Genomic DNA, 16,479 nt, shown 5'->3' with positions numbered 1-16,479 from the left:
ATTTTAGGATGGCGCAGCTAAATGACGGAAAAGGGGAGCAAAGCGTGCAGGCGATTGATCGTCTAGGCAGCGGACAGCCTGGCACGGATAAAGAAGAGCAAGAGCAGCAGTCCGGTCAGATGGATGACGGCATCGCTCCGCATTGGCAAGATCTGTATCGCTCGATTGCGAAAGCGGTACGGGAAATGAGATATTGACGCAAACCGGCTGCCCGGGGGCACAAGCATCATTGTGCAGTCCCGGGCAGCCGGTTTTAGTCGTCGTCCTGCTCGGACAATTCATCCAATGTTTTGCTGAAGCTGGGCGCCATATGCGTCAAAAACCAGTCGATCTCAGGCAGCTCCAGCCGGGCCAGCGCCGCTTCGGTTTGTCCTTTGGCGACAGCAAATTCGCGGTTGCCCGAGGAGAGCTCGGATAAGCATTTAATGTAGGCGTCAAGCAGGTCGGCTGCCTTTAACATGCGGAGCAGAAGCAGGTCCTCCCCGTCTGGCTGCTGCTTGCTGGAGCTGCTGATCAACGGCGTATAGGCCGGGAGAAGCTGGGGAGGGACCATGGCCAGCAGCCGCTCGGCGGCCATCGCCTCAATATCGCGGAAGTTGGCGAGCATTTTCGGATTATGATGCTTGACCGGTGTCGGGATATCGCCGGTGAATACCTCGGTTGCGTCGTGGAATAAAGCTAGCGTTACAACGCGGTCAGAGTTGAGCGAGCGCCCAAAAATGCGATTGCCAATCTCGCACAGCATATGAGCGAGCAGGGCGACATGATAGGAATGCTCAGCGACATTTTCGCGGGTCGTATTGCGCATCAGACTCCAGCGCTCAATGTAGCGCAACCGGTACAGGTAGGCCATAAAATGGCTGCCCGCGTTATGTTTATCGTCCAGTAGGATCACCTCTTCTCCATATTTTACTGCCTATAAGGGAAGTGTATATGCTATTATATAACTAAAGATGAAATGCGACTAGAGAGAGGAGCAGGCTGCACGTTATGCAACATTTTGAACAAAGCGTATACGATCTTATTGTGGAAACTTCTACTAATCTGCCGGGCGATGTTCGCAAAACGATTCAAGCTGCACAGGAGGCGGAGGACCGGGCAACGCGCGCGGGGCTGTCGCTTTCGACAATTGCTACCAATATTGAGATGGCGGAGACGAGAGTGTCGCCGATTTGTCAGGATACGGGAATGCCGACATTTATAGTCCATACACCGGTAGGCGCCAATCAAATCATTATGAAGCAGCAGATCCGCAATGCCATTGCCCGGGCAACGAAGGACGGCAAGCTGCGGACCAACTCTGTAGATTCTTTGACAGGTGCTAATACTGGCGATAATTTAGGGCCGGGAACGCCTGTTATCCATTTTGAGCAATGGGAAAATGACGACATAGACATCCGTCTTATTCTTAAGGGCGGCGGTTGCGAGAACAAAAATATTCAATACAGCCTGCCTGCTGAGCTGGAAGGCTTGGGCAAAGCAGGCCGCGATCTTGACGGTATTCGCAAATGTATTATGCATGCCGTGTATCAAGCCCAAGGCCAAGGCTGCAGCGCAGGCTTTATCGGCGTAGGCATCGGCGGCGACCGGACAACCGGCTATGAGCTGGCGAAGCAGCAACTGTTCCGCCATGTCGACGATACGAATCCGAATCCGGATTTGGCCAAGCTGGAAGACTATGTGATGGAAAATGCCAATAAGCTCGGCATCGGCACGATGGGCTTCGGCGGCCAAGTTACGCTGCTTGGCTGCAAAATCGGCGTCATGAATCGTCTGCCGGCAAGCTTCTTTGTATCGGTAGCCTACAACTGCTGGGCTTATCGCCGTCAAGGCGCCTTGCTCGATGGCGCTACCGGCCAAAGAAAAAGCTGGATTTATCCTAGCGGCACAGACACGCCGATGAAGTCGGCAGCGGCCGACGCCGCGGCAGCAGCGGTGGATAATCAGCCGGAGCGCCGCGAAGTGGTGCTGAATACGCCGATCTCGGAAGAGCAGGTGCGCTCGCTTAAGGTAGGCGATATCGTCATCATTAACGGCGAGATGCATACCGGCCGCGATGCGCTGCATAAGCATTTGATGGATCACGATGCGCCTGTCGACTTGAACGGCGCGGTAATTTATCACTGCGGACCGGTCATGCTGCAGGATGAGCAGGGCTGGCATGTCAAGGCGGCCGGACCTACGACAAGCATCCGCGAGGAGCCTTACCAAGGCGATATTATTAAAAAATTCGGCATCCGCGCCGTCATCGGCAAGGGCGGCATGGGTGCCAAAACATTGGCTGCTCTGCAGGAGCATGGCGCCGTATACTTGAATGCAATCGGCGGAGCCGCGCAGTATTACGCAGAATGCTTCAAAAATGTCAACAGCGTCGATTTCATGGAATTTGGCATTCCGGAGGCGATGTGGCATTTGCAGACCGAGGGCTTTGCGGCTATCGTGACGATGGATGCGCACGGCAACAGCTTGCATGCGGATGTCGAGCAGGATTCCAAGGCGAAGCTGGCGCAGTTTAAAGAACCGGTATTCAAATAAAAAAAGAGGGATGCACTACGCGCGCTTTCGGATTAGCTTTTAATAAACGTTTTGAACAATGGATGTTTCTTCTTATCCCCGGATCACTCGTCCTGGGATTTCTTTTTTCAGCGGAGCTGCATCGCTTTGTCCCGTATGTGCCCTATTTGTTCGCCTTTGTTACGCTGACGATGGCGATCGGCTGCGGAGTGAAGCAGCTTGCGGCTGTATTGCGGCGGCCGGGTGTAATGGTATGGACCTTCGTATTGACCCATGTGCTGTCACCGCTTATTGCCTACGGGATAGGGAGCCTGATCTTCGGATCAGACTCGCCCTACGTGGTTGGCCTCGTCTTGTTTACGATTATTCCGCTAGGTGTATCAACCGTACTTTGGGTTGGCATGTCGGGCGGCAGCGTGCCGCTCATGTTGGCAATGGTCGTTATCGATTCGGCGTTGAGCCCATTCGTCGTGCCGGCTGGACTGCATTTGCTGTTTCATACAACGGTCGAAGCAGATACGATGCAGATGATAACGGATCTGCTTATTATTATTGTGCTGCCGACCGTGATCGGGGTGGGGCTGCATCAGTTGTCCGGGGGGCGCATTCAGGCTGCGGTGCAGCCTTACGCCGCGCCGCTCTCCAAGCTTTGCTTTGTAGCGGTAGTCGCTTTGAATGCTGCGGCGATTGCCCCGCAAGCCTCGGCGCTGAAGGGCGATCTGATAACGATAATTCCGATCGCGATTTTGCTAGTCGGGCTCTGTTACGCGGTGGGATTCTTCGGAGCGATCCCTTATCGAAGCCGGGAAATACAAACGACTGTGTCATATGCGTCAGGAATGCGCAACATATCGCTAGGGACTGTGCTCGCATTAGGGTATTTCAGCCCGCTGGCTGCAGTTCCTGTCGTCCTGTCGATCCTGATTCAGCAGCCGCTGGCAACGGTGCATCATTATGTTTTACAAAAACTTTACAAGCCAAAGGCTGGCGCGGAGCAAGAAGGACAGGTACGATAGTGGCGATACCATTCGTAGAGGACGGAGCGAGATGAACAGTTTTCGAACACGGTTGACAGTAATTATGGTAGCAATGGTTGGCATATCGGTGCTTGCTGCGGGGCTCTTTATGGCGAAAACGTATAAAGACAATCATATTGATGCGCTGCAGGATAATATGATACGCGAAATGAACATTATTTTACGCCAGATGGAATGGCCGCAGGGCGAGCCGGAACAATTATATGATTATTACACAGCTCAGGCGAAGGAATTGAAGCAAGTTACGGATGCGCGGGTGACCTTTGTGAGCGGCAGCGGCATGGTGCTTGGCGATTCCGACCACGATCCGCGGACGATGGACAATCATGCGAGCCGCAAAGAGGTGGAGGAAGCGAGCCGGGAAGGGATTGGCCGGACGATTCGCTATAGCGATACGCTTGGCGAAAATTTGCTCTATGTAACCAAAAAAGTCAACCCGGCCGATCCGCAATCGGCTTATATTCGTCTCGCCCTTAGCTTGAAAACGGTCGATTCCAGCATGTGGCATATTTGGACCGTCCTAGGCATCGGGTTGTTGTTGTTATTTGCAGCGGCGGCGGCGGTGAGCTATCGGCTGGCGCGCAGCTTGACAAGGCCGCTCGAGCAAATAACAGGGGTCGCCAAACGGATTCAAAATCTGGATTATCACACTCGCGTCGAGGTGCGCAAGCAGGATGAAATTGGTGAGCTTGGACAGGCTATAAATGCAATGGCTGACAGCCTGCAGGTGCAGATGGAACGTATTCATCAGAACGAGAATCAGCTGGAAAGCGTTCTGGACAATATGATCAACGGCATCGTCATGATCGACCGCTCCGGACAAGTTGTGCTGCTAAATCGTTTTGCCGAGGAAGTGCTGGGCATTACAGCGCAAAAATTGGTCGGGCGGCATTATTCGGAAGCGAAGCAGCAGTATGAGCTGTCGCAAATTATTCAGGACGGTTTGGAGCGCAAGGAGCATTTGCGTGAAGAAATTACGTTTTATTTTCCCGAAGAGCGGTTGCTCGATCTTAATTTAGTGCCGATTTTTGAGGACGATCAGCAGTTCGGCGGCGTGCTGCTCGTTCTGCAGGATGTGTCGGCGATACGTCGTCTGGAGCGGATGCGCAGTGAATTCGTCGCAAATGTGTCGCATGAGCTGAAAACGCCGATCGCAGCCGTAAAGGGCTTTGCCGAGACGCTGCTTGGCGGCGCAGTGAAGGATGAGGAGACGACACGTTCGTTTTTGCAAATTATATTCGATGAGAGTGAGCGGCTGAACAGGCTGATTGGCGATATTTTGGAGCTGTCCAAAATCGAGTCTCGCCGGGTGCCGCTGCAGTTTTCCCCCGTCGATATGTACAGCTTTACGAAGAAGACGCTGGAATTGTTGTCCGCTGAGGCAAGCCGCAAGCATATTACGCTGGAAATGAACGCAGAACCCGGCCTTTATGTAGAAGCTGACGAGGACCGGCTGCGGCAAATCGTGATGAATCTGCTCGGCAACGGGATTAATTATACGCCGGAGGGCGGGAAGGTCTCGATTAAAGTAGGTCCGGCAGGCACGCATGGCAGTGACGGGGATTATGATTTCGTGCGGTTAACCATTTCTGATACAGGGATAGGCATACCTAAAAAGGATTTGCCGCGTATCTTTGAACGCTTTTATCGAGTCGACAAGGCACGCTCGCGCGGGTCAGGCGGAACGGGACTCGGCTTATCGATCGTCAAACATCTAGTTGAGCTGCATAACGGAACAATCGCGGTAGAGAGCGAGGTCGGAGTAGGCTCGACATTTATCATTGAGCTGCCTGTGCTGCAATAAAAGGTTTACCCGATTGGTGTTGGATGATATGATTGATTTGTAAAGCAAGTAATGAAGCGGTTAGCAACAAGCGAGAAAGCTGGGGGTTACATGTCGCAAAAAGTGCTTGTCATTGAAGACGAACCGACGCTGGCGAGGTTGCTTTCGTACAACCTGACGCTGGAAGGATACGATACGACTGTCATCGATCATGGCGCTGAAGGGCTGCAGACCGCCCTTCAGAAGCCGTTCGACCTGATTGTACTGGATATAATGCTGCCTGGATTGAATGGCTTTGAAATTTTATCCCGGCTGCGTCAAAGCGGCAATCGTACGCCTGTCATTGTTCTTACTGCGCGCAATGCGGAGGAGGAAGTCGTGCAAGGACTGCGCCGCGGTGCGGATGATTATATTACGAAGCCGTTTGGAGTAGCGGAGCTGCTCGCAAGGGTGTCTGCTGTATTGCGCCGCTCCAATCATGAGGAGGACAAACTGACCGAATCTACGGAAAAAGTAATTACAGCCGGCGATCTGTCCATCTATCCGGAGAAGTATGAAGTGATCCTGAATGGCGAGACGGTTCCGCTGCGTCCTAAGGAATTCGAGGTGCTGCTCTATCTTGTACAGCGTCCCGGAATGGTCATTACCCGCGATGATTTGATGAACGTCGTGTGGGGCTTTGATTACATCGGCGGCCAGCGTACTGTGGATGTGCATGTCAGCTCGCTCCGCAAAAAATTGGAGCTGGGCCAGGAATCGGTGCAAATCGAATCCATTCGCGGCGTAGGCTACAAACTGGTCATGCCGAAAAAGCTCGGAGCACCGAAATGAATCGGAGCGCCGAGCTTTTTGGGCTTTATTGCCTGCCCCATGCCTGCATACGTTTCTGAAATTGCTTCGGGGAGCAATCATTGTATTTTTTGAACATTTTATAAAAATGCGCCATATTCGGCATGCCAATGCGATCGCCAACCTCGGATACGCTCATATCCTTTGTAAGCAAAATGCGTTCCGCCCATTTGATCTTCCGGTAATTGACGTATTCGGTAAAGGATAATCCGATTGCTTTTTTGAAGTACTTTACAAAGTAGTAGTAGCTCATATTGGCCAATTTGCATACTTCTTCAACCTGAATGCGGTCATGCAGATGCGACTCGACATAATCGAGAACGGAGCGCAGCCGCGCGCGGTCAAAGTCATCGCTTTCTACGAGCGCCTTCTTCGTATCATTGCGGATCATAATGAGCAGCAGCTTTTTGATAATCATGCTCACAGCCAGCTCGTAGCCGGTCTGCTTGAAGGTGACCTCCGTATAGATGGCCCGGATGCAATCTGCCGCTTCATCGCGCGCTTTCTTATTTTCCCGAAAAATATAGTTTGCTTGACTAAGCGGCGATTTTGCTTCTGAGAAGAAACGCATATAGGGCATTGTGCTGTGATCAAAGAAGTGATCAAGATCGAATTGCAGCACAATATAGTTCATCGGCATGCCGAGGCTGCGATCGCGATGCAGCTGCTTGGCGCCGATAATCGCTACGTCTCCAGCGTTAAGTCTAATGACTTCCTCTTCAATGTAGACATCGAGCGTGCCGTCATTGACAAGCAGCAATTCGACCTCGCGGTGATAATGCCAATTGAGAAAAAAGTCGTTATTGCGCTGTGATTGAAACACTTTTATAGACAAAAGAGGGTTTTCATAAGCAACCTTTTCATTATAGACTTCCATCTGACCACCTCGTCAAAAGACAAAATCACATAAAAGCTTCGCCATTCCGAACCTATTCTTGCAACAACGATTTCGCTTATACTAAGTTTAGTGCATTGGATGCTTGCATACAATGTAAAATTACGACTACTTTTTCCCGATTCGAATTGGAGGTAGAACGAAACATGTCTAAAGTTCGTATTGGTATTATCGGCTGTGGCGGTATCGCTAACGGCAAGCATATGCCTAGCTTGGCCAAAGTGAAAGAAGCCGAAATAGTGGCCTTCTGTGATATTGTCGTAGAACGCGCCGAAGAGGCAAAAGCAAAATACGGCAATGAGGATGCGAAAGTATACAGCGATTACACCGAGCTGCTGAAAGATGCATCGATCGAAGTCATCCATGTATGTACGCCAAACGATTCCCATGCCGAAATTTCCATTGCTGCTATGGAGGCCGGCAAGCACGTTCTGTGCGAGAAGCCAATGGCTAAGACGGCCGCTGACGCTCGCCGCATGCTGGAAGTATCCAAGCAAACTGGCAAAAAGCTGAGCATTGGCTATAACAACCGCTTCCGTACGGACAGCCGCGCGCTTAAGCAAGTGTGCGAATCAGGCGAGCTGGGCGAAGTATACTTTGCCAAAGCACACGCGATTCGTCGCCGCGCAGTACCGACATGGGGCGTATTCCTCGACGAAGAAAAACAAGGCGGCGGTCCGCTCATCGATATCGGTACACATGCGCTTGACCTTGTACTGTGGATGATGGACAACTACAAGCCAAAAGTAGTTCTTGGCCGTGCTTACCATAAATTGTCGCAAACCGAAAATGCTGCAAACGCTTGGGGTCCATGGGATCCGGCGAAGTTTACAGTAGAAGACTCCGCTTTCGCCATGATTACGATGGAGAACGGCGCATCGATCGTGCTTGAGTCCAGCTGGGCGCTGAATACGCTTGAAGTGGACGAAGCAAAAGTAACGCTCTGCGGTACGAAAGCTGGCGCCGACATGAAGCAAGGACTGCGTATTAACGGCGAAGAAAACAGCCGTCTGTACGTCAAGGAAATCGAGCTGAGCAGCGGCGGCGTGGCCTTCTACGAAGGCGCAAGCGACGATCCGGCCGAGCTGGAAGCCCGCGCATGGATCGACTCTGTACTGAACGACAAAGAGTTGATCGTGAAGCCGGAGCAAGCACTCGTAGTATCCGAGATTTTGGAAGCTATCTACGAGTCCTCCCAGACAGGTAAAGCAATTTATTTCGAATAGTAGAAGCAAAGTAGTGCCGGAAGAGCGATCTTCCGGCACTACTTGTTTTTTCTGAGCGATCAGTTAGACGTCCATGCCACTATCGCAGCACCATCAGAGGAATGAAGACACCACTACCAACAGGTATTTTTCAGGATAGGGTAGTTGCGTACGTCATTGCCTAGTTGGCAGAGGACAAAAAAGCCGTTCGCGAGTGAGCCCCTGAACTGAAGAGGGGCTTTTTTTTCGCGAGCTGGACTTTCGGTGGGCCTTTGCTTCTAAGGTGCTTGTCAATACAGGTTCATATGCGCGAGCAGCGTCTGCTGAATCTTGACCATGTCTTTCGTTCGCAGGACATCGAGCAAATGCTGGTGATCGCGCACGAATTGCTGCTTGTCGTAAGCGCCGGTGCGCTGGCTGAAATGAAGTTTAATCCGGTTGGAGACGCTCTCCCAAATCAAATGGACCGTGCGCTCAGGTGCGAGACGGATGATGGTTTCATGAAACAGCAGGTCTTGTTCGACCCAAAAGTATACATCGCTATCAGCGTGATGGTGATCCATCTCGTCAATAATCTCTTGCAAACGACCGAGAAACTCGTCATTAATAGCGTCCAGATTTTTTTGAATAACTGTCGATTCGAGGTGATAGCGGATCGGGGTCAAGTAATCCTTGATCTCGTTCTCATCCATTTCGGCGACGACCGTTTCCCGGTACGGGTATGAGATGACGTAGCCTTCCAACTCCAGTTGGCGAACTGCTTCCCTGATCGGCCCCCGGCTGACGCCCATTTGAAGTGCGATTTCATTTTCCTTTATTCTTTCGCCCGCGCTCAGATGCCCTTGCAATATCGCATTGCGGATTTCGACGACAACCTTCTCGCGGAGGGAAAGGTTCGATTGTTGGGTAAATGAAAAATTTTTCATGATCGTGATCCTCTTTATTCATACGATTTATGGAAATGGTAGCTTACTTGCTTCGATAATGCAATTATAATTATTCAAACGTAAGATTGTCAACAATATAATGTTTTAAATAAATCATTGACAAGTTTCGGGAACGTGTTATGATGGCAGTGTCATTACGTGGATAGAGCTTGCTTTTATAAACCTGACAGGCGTATGAGGAGGATCGACAGATGCGTATTGTGGTGGGCGGTATTTTGCAAGAAAGCAATTCGTTCAGTCCGAAGAAGACGACAGTTCAAGATTTCCGCAATTATTTTTACATAACAGGGGAAGAGCTGACCGAAGCGGCTTTTGAAAACGAGGTAAAAGGGTTCTGCGATCAGCTCAGGCTCAATCAGGCAGAGATTGTACCTACATTATTTTGCATGGCTGTCTCTTCAGGCCCGCTATCGGCAACCGCTTTTAACGAGTTGAAGGCGGATTTGGATATCCGTTTGCAGGCAGCGAGGGACGGCGGGGGTGTGGATGGCGTTTTGTTTGCGTTCCATGGCGCGATGGTTGCCGAGGGCTGCGATGATACTGAAGGTGAGCTGATCGCCTTGATTCGCCGGCACATTGGCGAGCAGACGCCGCTTGTTATTACGCTGGACCCGCATGCGAACATGACGGCGCGAATCGCCGGCAAGGTAAACGGGCTGGTCGGTTATAAGACGTTCCCTCACATCGATTTCTATGAAACGGGACTGCAGGCTGCCGGGCTGCTGCTATCCATTGTAAACAAGGAGAGCGAGCCTGTTATCGCAATGCGCAAAGTTCCGATGATCGTCCCGGCTGAGAATGGCCAATTTCACAGCGGGCCTCTCGGCGCCCTGTGGGAGGAAGCAAGGCGCGGCGAACAGCGGGGAGAATCGCTCATCACGTCGCTCTTTCCGGTACAGCCCTGGCTGGATATCGAAGAATACGGCTCGGCGGTCGTTGTCGTTGGGAGCGATCGTGAGCGAGCGCAGCGGGAAGCGGATCGTTTGGCAGGACTATTGTGGGAAAAGCGGTATGAATTTGGTGTGGAACTGTTGACTGTCGATGAGGCGATGGAACTGGCCCTTCGCTGCCAAGGGAGCGGGAAGCCAGTCGTTATTTCGGATTCCGCGGACAGTCCGGGGGCCGGCTCGACGGGAGACAGCAATTTCGTATTACGAAGAGCTCTTGAACTTGGGATGGAGCACAAGCTTTCCGGCATGCTATCAATGGTTGATGCGCCGGCGGTCGATACTGCGATTCGAGCCGGTGTAGGGAGTTCTGTAACGTTATCTGTCGGGTATTCGCAGAGCAGTCAAGGGACCCCGATCGAAGTGTTTGGCAAAGTGCGGACGATCGGAGACGGCGAATTCGTTATGGTAGGCGCCCATGCCAAAAATACAGTCGGCCGCATGGGAAGATGCGTCGTACTGCAAATCGGCGGTTTGTCTGTGCTGCTGCAGGAGCGGGCAATTTTTACTGGCGATCCTGCGATGTACCGTTCCGTTGGATTGGAGCCGGCAACAGCTGATTTTGTAATGGTCAAGTCGGCCAATCAGTTCCGGGCACAGTATGAACGGCTGAGTAACAAAATATTTATTCTGGATACGCCAGGCAGCAGCTCTGCGAACCTGTTTGACATGCCGTTTAAACGGATCGCAAGGCCGATGTATCCTTTCGATGATCATTTTGACTGGCAGCAGTTATCGCTATGAGAGAGGAAGCGGGAGTGAACATGATGCAAGAAAGCCAGAAAGTCCGAAAGATCAGCTTTGAAGGCGATGCCCTCCGCATGTCGATGGATTGGTCGGTCGAGGATTTGTCGCGTATCCAGGTTCTTGTAGATAGTACGCGAGGAGATAGCCACCCAAGCTCCTATCATCTTGGCGAGCTTGTCGACGAGATCGAGAAGGGGGTCTATCAAGCGGGCGGCAAGCCAGCTGTCTATACCGCGACCGATATTTGCGACGGCGTTGCGCAGGCGCACCGCGGTATGCATTATTCGCTGCCATCCCGGGATTTGATCGCCTCTCTTGTGGAAATACATGCGATGGCTACGCCATTCGACGCCACGGTGTTAACATCCGCCGGCGATAAAGCGGTACCGGCGCATCTGATGGCGATCGCGAGGCTGAACATTCCGGCTGTCTTCGTGCCTGGCGGCGCGATGGGGGCCGGACCGTGCATGCGTTCGAATGAAGAACTGTGGCATATGAGCGTCGAAGTCGAACAGAACAAGATGAGCAAGGAAGAATTTCTTGCCTTTCAGCGCAGCTGCTGTCCGACTTGCGGTGCCTGCCAGTATATGGGGACTGCAGCCACGATGCAGGTGATGGCGGAGTCGCTTGGTCTTGCGCTGCCGTGGACGGCGCTTATTCCGGCTACGAATGCCGAGATCAAGCGGGCGGCGCGCGATGCCGGCCAGCAGGTCATGCGTCTTGCAGAGAAGGGCATCCGTCCGTCCGATATTCTGACGGAGCAGGCTTTCGAGAATGCAATCATGGTCCATTCGGCGATCGGCGGTTCCTTGAACGCGGTTATGCATTTGATTGCGGTAGCCCGGGAAGCGGGGCTTGAACTTAACGCCGACAGATTCAATGAGATTCATCGCCGCATTCCGGTGCTGGTGGACACCAAGACAGCCGGAAAATACCCGACAGAGCTTTTCTGGTATGCCGGCGGCGTACCGGCGGTAATGGCAGAGCTGAAGCCGTTTCTCCATCTGGACGTCATGACGGTAACCGGGCGCACGCTCGGGGAAAATCTCGAGCAGCACTTTAAGAGTGAGATGCCGAAGTTCGCCGAGATGTTTCTGGCCAATTATAAGCTGAATCGTAGAGATGTTATCTACCGGTTCGACAAGCCGCTCAAGGCGGAAGGCTCGCTCGCCGTGCTTAAGGGCAATCTGGCGCCTGAGGGAGCGACGGTCAAAAAATCGGCTATCGTCGATGAGATGCAGATGCACCAAGGGCCGGCGAGAGTATATGACAGTGAACGGGAGGCAGTCGATGCGCTGATTGCCAAGGAGATCAAGTCTGGCGATGTCGTCGTTATCCGCTACCAGGGCCCTAAGGCGACGGGAATGCCGGAGATGTTCTTTATGTCCGAGCTGATCGCTTCCGATCCGCTCTTGTCACGCACGACGTCGCTGGTGACAGATGGCCGCTTCTCCGGCGCGACGCGAGGCCCTTGCATCGGCTATCTGGGTCCGGAAGCTTGTGAAGGCGGGCCGATCGCCTTCGTGGAGAACGGCGATCTGATTCGCATCGACATCCCGAACCGGACGATTTCGATCGTTGGCACGGAGGGGATCGAGCGTGAAGCGGCGGAAATCGAGACGATTTTATCGGAACGGAGACAGGGCTGGAAAAGACCGGAGATCAAACATAGAGGCGCGCTCGGCCAGTATACCCGATTAGCGCGTCCCGCTCTGCAGGGCGGATCATGTTTATAAGGAGAGATCAACAATGAGATTATCCAAGCAGGTGGCCATCATAACCGGCTCTTCCCGCTCGATCGGCGCAGCCGTCGCCAAGCGCTATGCGGTGGAAGGAGCGAAGGTTGCAGTCAATTACCGGACTCATCCGGAGCTTGCGGAGAGGGTTGTCGAGGAGATCCGCCGGAGCGGCGGCGAAGCGTTTGCCTTTCAAGCAGATGTCTCCAAGGAAGACGAAGTCGAGGCGCTGGTCGCGGAGACGGCCCGCCGGTACGGCACAGTCGATATATTGGTCAATAATGCGGCAATGGATCCCCGTAAAACATGGTACGAAATCAGCGTCCAAGAGTGGGACCATATTATGGCGACCAATGTCCGCTCGCAGTTTTTGTGCGCCAAGGCCGTATTTCCATTCATGAAAGAGCAGGGACGCGGCAAAATCATCAATGTTTCGTCGGTCACGTTTTTTACCGGGCAAAAAAACTTTTTGCATTATGTAACTTCCAAAGGCGCGATCGTCGGCTTTACCCGGGCGCTGGCGAGGGAGGTCGGTGAGCACAACATCACGGTCAATTGCTTGACGCCGGGCGCCGTCTATACAGAGACGGAGGCGGAGAAGGTAGGTCAGCAGGCATCCGATGAAGTGTTGGAAACGCTGCGCAGCTTGCAATGCTTCCCAAGGCGGGAGCTGGCGGATGATCTGGAAGGGGCATTCGTGTTTCTCGCCTCCAGAGACAGCGATTTTATTACAGGTCAAACGTTGAATGTAGACGGCGGCTGGATGATGCATTGACCAATCAGCCATGGGAGTGGACGGGGCACATTTAGCTAGAAATGTCCCCGTCCAGCTTGCTTACTTTAGTCTGCGGTAAGCCTGCAGCGTTACTGGGCCCAGCAGTCCGGCCGGTGCCGGCTTACCGGGATTACAGTAGTTTTCGATATATGCGCCTAATGTGTTTGTAACCGCCAAACGAATCGTACAGCCTGCTTGCCCGTTAAACATCGATGGGAGCAAATCAAGCTGATAAGGCGGGCAAAATTGCGGCGGCAGCTTTACGCCGTTAACTTCGAATTCGGCTACCCCGCCTATTTCTCCACAATCGAGCACATACTTTTGCTGCCCGTCTGCTCCATCTGCTCCGTCTGCAGCAGGCTGCTTAAGCTGACATTGATAAGTTACCGTTCCGCTGAACTTGGCGCTTGCGGGCAGCGTCAGCCAATCTTGCATGGCCGGAATCTCAGCCGGCTGCGGCAAGTCAATTTCATCCAAGGTGCTGGAGACTGTGACAGCCTGCCAAACTTCATCCATCCGCTTCTTCGCATCGTCGATTGGCTCCCAAACTTGAATAGTGCCGCTTGCATCTCGTGCCGCTTGTACGCCGCTTTGCTGCAGCACAGCATCGTCTATCTCCAGATGATCCAGCTGCTCTACAGTTCCGTCAGGCGCAAGGACCACGAAGGTTGCCGCGAATGGCGCCAGCGACAGCCAGATCGCCGTGTCCGCGGAACCGCAGCTGTAGGCGGCCGCTTGCCGCACTGAACCGTCCATCGGGTTCCACAGCTCGGGAATGCCGGCGGCATGCAGGCGGATCGTCCCGCTCCAGGCGGTCGTCGGACTTTCATTATGCAGGAAGAAGACGTTAATGCCTGCTTTGAAGTAATGGGCATACCGCAGCTCTGTGCAGGGCTGCTCCAGCGAAATGCTGCGCAACTCTGTCAGAATGGCGTCGGAAAGCTGATCAAGTGTAACCGTTGTAACCGTGCTGGCATTTGAGAGCTCGCCCGCAAGCTTGCTAACAGCTTCATGGGCCCCGCGGCACTCCCGGTCAGGTAATGCATCAAGCGCGATCAACTGCCCGCCTGCTTGCACAAAAGCGGCGAGTCGCTCCATGACAGCGAGCGGCAATGTGCGAACACCAGGCAAAATAATCGTGCGGAATGATGCGTCGCGAATATGCAGCCTTCCTTCTGCAATTGTGCTCAGCTGCGAATCTGTTAGCAGATCGCAAGAGACAATATTAAAGTCCCACTGATTTTCCATCAGACTGCGGCATACCTCATCAAGGCGGGTAGGATCTCCGCTCCAATGCGATTCTGCCGGATAGACGACAGCGATCCGGGCGATCTGCTGCGCATCCTGGAGCATGAAGCAGGAGCGGTTGGCATAGTCCGCCCACGGACGGAAAAACGGCCACAACGGATTGCGTCCTCCGGCATAGAAGTGCGGCGGGCAATCAGGATCGGGAAAAATCGGCGAGAAGGCATGCGGAACATACCAATTCGTACCGCGGATCGTCTGCCAGTCAGTTAGCCACTTCATCTCCTTCATACTTAAATCCCAGCCGTACGCCCCAAAGTTTTCACACATAATGAGATCGCTTCCGACCTCCAAATGCGCCGCCGATTGCGCAAGCTTGGCCAGCGTGAAGTGAAAGAAATCCGGATATGGCGGTTTACGATAGGTAGCGAACTGGGGGTAATGTTCGGTATAAGGCTGCAGCTTTTGGCCGGGATCGATTTGCCGCAGGACGAAATCATAGCCGCCCATATCAAAATGCTTCGTAGCGCGGAAAAAATGGCCGACGCCGTAGCCGTGATGCATATGCGCATGGTTATCCTCGACGATATGTCCGATAAATTGCACGCGGTTCTCGTGGCACCAGCGCTGAATGCGGCCGAAGAAATGCTCGGAAAACAAAGCGGTCATGACGTCCATATAGTCAAAGCGAACTTTCATCGTCTCTCTTGCAAGCTCTGGATCGGCAAGCGGCGCATCGTCCCACAGCAGATTCAGTTTCTCGCGCAAGGAGTAGCCTTTTTGCGCCCGAAAGGCGGTGAATAGCTGACGGGTCCATGGCAGGCTTGGCGTTTCGGGACCAAACAAGTAATCATAGGAGCCGAAGTTCTCGAAGCTTGTCTCATCGCCAAAAAAGCCTTGAATGACGGTGCCGAACAAATGGCCGAAGCGTTCCTTGGTCGCTTCATACGTAAGTTTAATAAAGCGGTCCGCCACCTCAGGGTCGATATAATCGACCATTTTATCAATTTCCCGTCCGCTCCAGGTTGGCTTGAGCCCGATGACATTGATTTGCCATGAGCATGCGCTAGCCTCGGTCTTTGGCTGCCTGCTCCATGCGAGCAATTCGTCGCAGTTGTCAAATAAACGGTATTGTCCGGCTACTTCACTAGCGGCATGCACAGACAAACTTAATACCTCGTCCCAAGCCTGCAAGTTGCCCTCGGCAAGCGGAAATGAGGTTACCTGCTCCCAGCTGAACTGCTCGCGGACGAGGGCTTTCATGCGGTATTTCGGATGATCCTGCAGCACCTTGCCGCCTGCAATTCCCGACGGAAAAAACTCCTCATCAAAAATCCATACCTTCATCCGCCGCTTTTCGGCTTCATCGAGACAAATCGCGACATCCCGCCACCAGCCTTCGCCCAGATAGTCTTTATGCGGTCTCGATTCGATGACAAAGCCGCCGCAGCCGCCTTCATCCATAGCGGCAATTTCCTGCCGCAATACGGCCTCGGTCTCACGTTCATCGCCATGCAGCCAAAATAGCGGATACAAGCTCCGCGGCGGCTCCGGCGAGGTGAATTTAGTTTTTATATTGCTGAATTCTGCTGTCGATGCAACCATATGTAGACTCCCTCCCCAATCTGATGCCCTTATTGTATAGGGAAAATGGAAGCGTTGTCGAGACGTTGACAGGTGGTTAGCCGCAACTCCCAAGAAGATGTCCATGAGTTCAAAGATGACGTCCTGTTGTCGCGGAGGGACGGATGCTAATATAGCTACTGTAAGCACGAACAACGGGAGAGAAGGGGGCACAC

Annotated in this window: 13 protein-coding genes; 9 read left to right on the top strand and 4 right to left on the bottom strand. The window is 52.9% G+C overall.

Annotated elements, in window-relative coordinates; translation table 11 throughout:
- Positions 1 to 8: 8 nt before the first annotated feature.
- Positions 9 to 197 (top strand): hypothetical protein, encoded by a 189-nt coding sequence (locus ACFQ0N_RS10800; RefSeq protein ID WP_379325743.1) that lies wholly within the window; start codon positions 9 to 11, stop codon positions 195 to 197.
- 56 nt (positions 198 to 253) lie between these two features.
- On the opposite strand, the gene yfbR is transcribed toward ACFQ0N_RS10800, so the two are convergent.
- A complete protein-coding gene (yfbR, locus tag ACFQ0N_RS10795) occupies positions 254 to 853 on the bottom strand; it encodes a 5'-deoxynucleotidase (RefSeq protein WP_379326027.1) in 600 nt (199 codons plus the stop codon).
- A gap of 137 nt (positions 854 to 990) precedes the next feature.
- Between yfbR and ACFQ0N_RS10790 the strand changes: the two genes are divergently transcribed.
- The 4 genes from ACFQ0N_RS10790 (at position 991) to ACFQ0N_RS10775 (ending at position 6,165) form a co-directional block, all read left to right on the top strand.
- Positions 991 to 2,535 carry a fumarate hydratase gene (locus ACFQ0N_RS10790; RefSeq protein ID WP_379325741.1) on the top strand — a complete coding sequence of 515 codons (1,545 nt, stop codon included), beginning with the start codon at positions 991 to 993 and terminating at the stop codon, positions 2,533 to 2,535.
- Between the two features lie 62 nt (positions 2,536 to 2,597).
- Positions 2,598 to 3,530 carry a bile acid:sodium symporter family protein gene (locus ACFQ0N_RS10785; protein ID WP_379325739.1) on the top strand — a complete coding sequence of 311 codons (933 nt, stop codon included), beginning with the start codon at positions 2,598 to 2,600 and terminating at the stop codon, positions 3,528 to 3,530.
- A gap of 31 nt (positions 3,531 to 3,561) precedes the next feature.
- Positions 3,562 to 5,355, top strand: a complete 1,794-nt coding sequence (gene pnpS, locus ACFQ0N_RS10780) for a two-component system histidine kinase PnpS (RefSeq protein ID WP_379325737.1) — start codon at positions 3,562 to 3,564, stop codon at positions 5,353 to 5,355.
- 90 nt (positions 5,356 to 5,445) lie between these two features.
- Complete coding sequence (locus ACFQ0N_RS10775; RefSeq protein ID WP_379325734.1) at positions 5,446 to 6,165, top strand: response regulator transcription factor; 720 nt, start codon at positions 5,446 to 5,448, stop codon at positions 6,163 to 6,165.
- Positions 6,166 to 6,190: 25 nt separating this feature from the next.
- Here the strand turns inward: ACFQ0N_RS10775 and ACFQ0N_RS10770 are convergent, their stop codons facing one another.
- Complete coding sequence (locus tag ACFQ0N_RS10770; RefSeq protein WP_379325732.1) at positions 6,191 to 7,060, bottom strand: AraC family transcriptional regulator; 870 nt, start codon at positions 7,058 to 7,060, stop codon at positions 6,191 to 6,193.
- Positions 7,061 to 7,224: 164 nt separating this feature from the next.
- On the opposite strand from ACFQ0N_RS10770, the gene ACFQ0N_RS10765 reads away from it, so the two are divergent.
- A complete protein-coding gene (locus ACFQ0N_RS10765) occupies positions 7,225 to 8,304 on the top strand; it encodes a Gfo/Idh/MocA family protein (protein WP_379325730.1) in 1,080 nt (359 codons plus the stop codon).
- Between the two features lie 269 nt (positions 8,305 to 8,573).
- On the opposite strand, the gene ACFQ0N_RS10760 is transcribed toward ACFQ0N_RS10765, so the two are convergent.
- Entirely contained in the window at positions 8,574 to 9,209 is a 636-nt protein-coding gene (locus ACFQ0N_RS10760; protein ID WP_379325728.1) for a GntR family transcriptional regulator, read from the bottom strand.
- Between the two features lie 212 nt (positions 9,210 to 9,421).
- On the opposite strand from ACFQ0N_RS10760, the gene ACFQ0N_RS10755 reads away from it, so the two are divergent.
- Genes ACFQ0N_RS10755 through ACFQ0N_RS10745 form a run of 3 tightly spaced genes read left to right on the top strand, consistent with a single transcriptional unit; the run spans position 9,422 to position 13,435 of the window.
- Complete coding sequence (locus ACFQ0N_RS10755; protein WP_379325726.1) at positions 9,422 to 10,921, top strand: M81 family metallopeptidase; 1,500 nt, start codon at positions 9,422 to 9,424, stop codon at positions 10,919 to 10,921.
- 20 nt (positions 10,922 to 10,941) lie between these two features.
- Complete coding sequence (gene ilvD, locus ACFQ0N_RS10750; protein WP_379326025.1) at positions 10,942 to 12,660, top strand: dihydroxy-acid dehydratase; 1,719 nt, start codon at positions 10,942 to 10,944, stop codon at positions 12,658 to 12,660.
- 13 nt (positions 12,661 to 12,673) lie between these two features.
- Positions 12,674 to 13,435: an SDR family NAD(P)-dependent oxidoreductase gene (locus ACFQ0N_RS10745; RefSeq protein WP_379325724.1), complete on the top strand. Its 762-nt coding sequence runs from the start codon at positions 12,674 to 12,676 to the stop codon at positions 13,433 to 13,435.
- 60 nt (positions 13,436 to 13,495) lie between these two features.
- Here ACFQ0N_RS10745 and ACFQ0N_RS10740 read toward each other — a convergent pair whose 3' ends face one another.
- Positions 13,496 to 16,285: a glycosyl hydrolase gene (locus tag ACFQ0N_RS10740; RefSeq protein WP_379325722.1), complete on the bottom strand. Its 2,790-nt coding sequence runs from the start codon at positions 16,283 to 16,285 to the stop codon at positions 13,496 to 13,498.
- Positions 16,286 to 16,479 lie beyond the last annotated feature (194 nt).

It is taken from the genome of Paenibacillus sp. GCM10027626, from assembly GCF_042676285.1.
Lineage (GTDB): Bacteria > Bacillota > Bacilli > Paenibacillales > Paenibacillaceae > Paenibacillus_Z.
The sequence above is the reverse complement of the archived record's forward strand: the minus strand, read 5'-3'. Positions and strand labels throughout refer to the sequence as shown.

Coding starts and splice junctions, on each gene's coding strand:
- ACFQ0N_RS10785 (WP_379325739.1), top strand. CDS start 2,598: ATGTTTCTTCTTATCCCCGGATCACTCGTCCTGGGATTTCTTTTTTCA.
- yfbR (WP_379326027.1), bottom strand. CDS start 853: ATGGCCTACCTGTACCGGTTGCGCTACATTGAGCGCTGGAGTCTGATG.
- ACFQ0N_RS10765 (WP_379325730.1), top strand. CDS start 7,225: ATGTCTAAAGTTCGTATTGGTATTATCGGCTGTGGCGGTATCGCTAAC.
- ACFQ0N_RS10745 (WP_379325724.1), top strand. CDS start 12,674: ATGAGATTATCCAAGCAGGTGGCCATCATAACCGGCTCTTCCCGCTCG.
- ACFQ0N_RS10790 (WP_379325741.1), top strand. CDS start 991: ATGCAACATTTTGAACAAAGCGTATACGATCTTATTGTGGAAACTTCT.
- ACFQ0N_RS10770 (WP_379325732.1), bottom strand. CDS start 7,060: ATGGAAGTCTATAATGAAAAGGTTGCTTATGAAAACCCTCTTTTGTCT.
- ACFQ0N_RS10760 (WP_379325728.1), bottom strand. CDS start 9,209: ATGAAAAATTTTTCATTTACCCAACAATCGAACCTTTCCCTCCGCGAG.
- ilvD (WP_379326025.1), top strand. CDS start 10,942: ATGATGCAAGAAAGCCAGAAAGTCCGAAAGATCAGCTTTGAAGGCGAT.
- pnpS (WP_379325737.1), top strand. CDS start 3,562: ATGAACAGTTTTCGAACACGGTTGACAGTAATTATGGTAGCAATGGTT.
- ACFQ0N_RS10755 (WP_379325726.1), top strand. CDS start 9,422: ATGCGTATTGTGGTGGGCGGTATTTTGCAAGAAAGCAATTCGTTCAGT.
- ACFQ0N_RS10800 (WP_379325743.1), top strand. CDS start 9: ATGGCGCAGCTAAATGACGGAAAAGGGGAGCAAAGCGTGCAGGCGATT.
- ACFQ0N_RS10775 (WP_379325734.1), top strand. CDS start 5,446: ATGTCGCAAAAAGTGCTTGTCATTGAAGACGAACCGACGCTGGCGAGG.
- ACFQ0N_RS10740 (WP_379325722.1), bottom strand. CDS start 16,285: ATGGTTGCATCGACAGCAGAATTCAGCAATATAAAAACTAAATTCACC.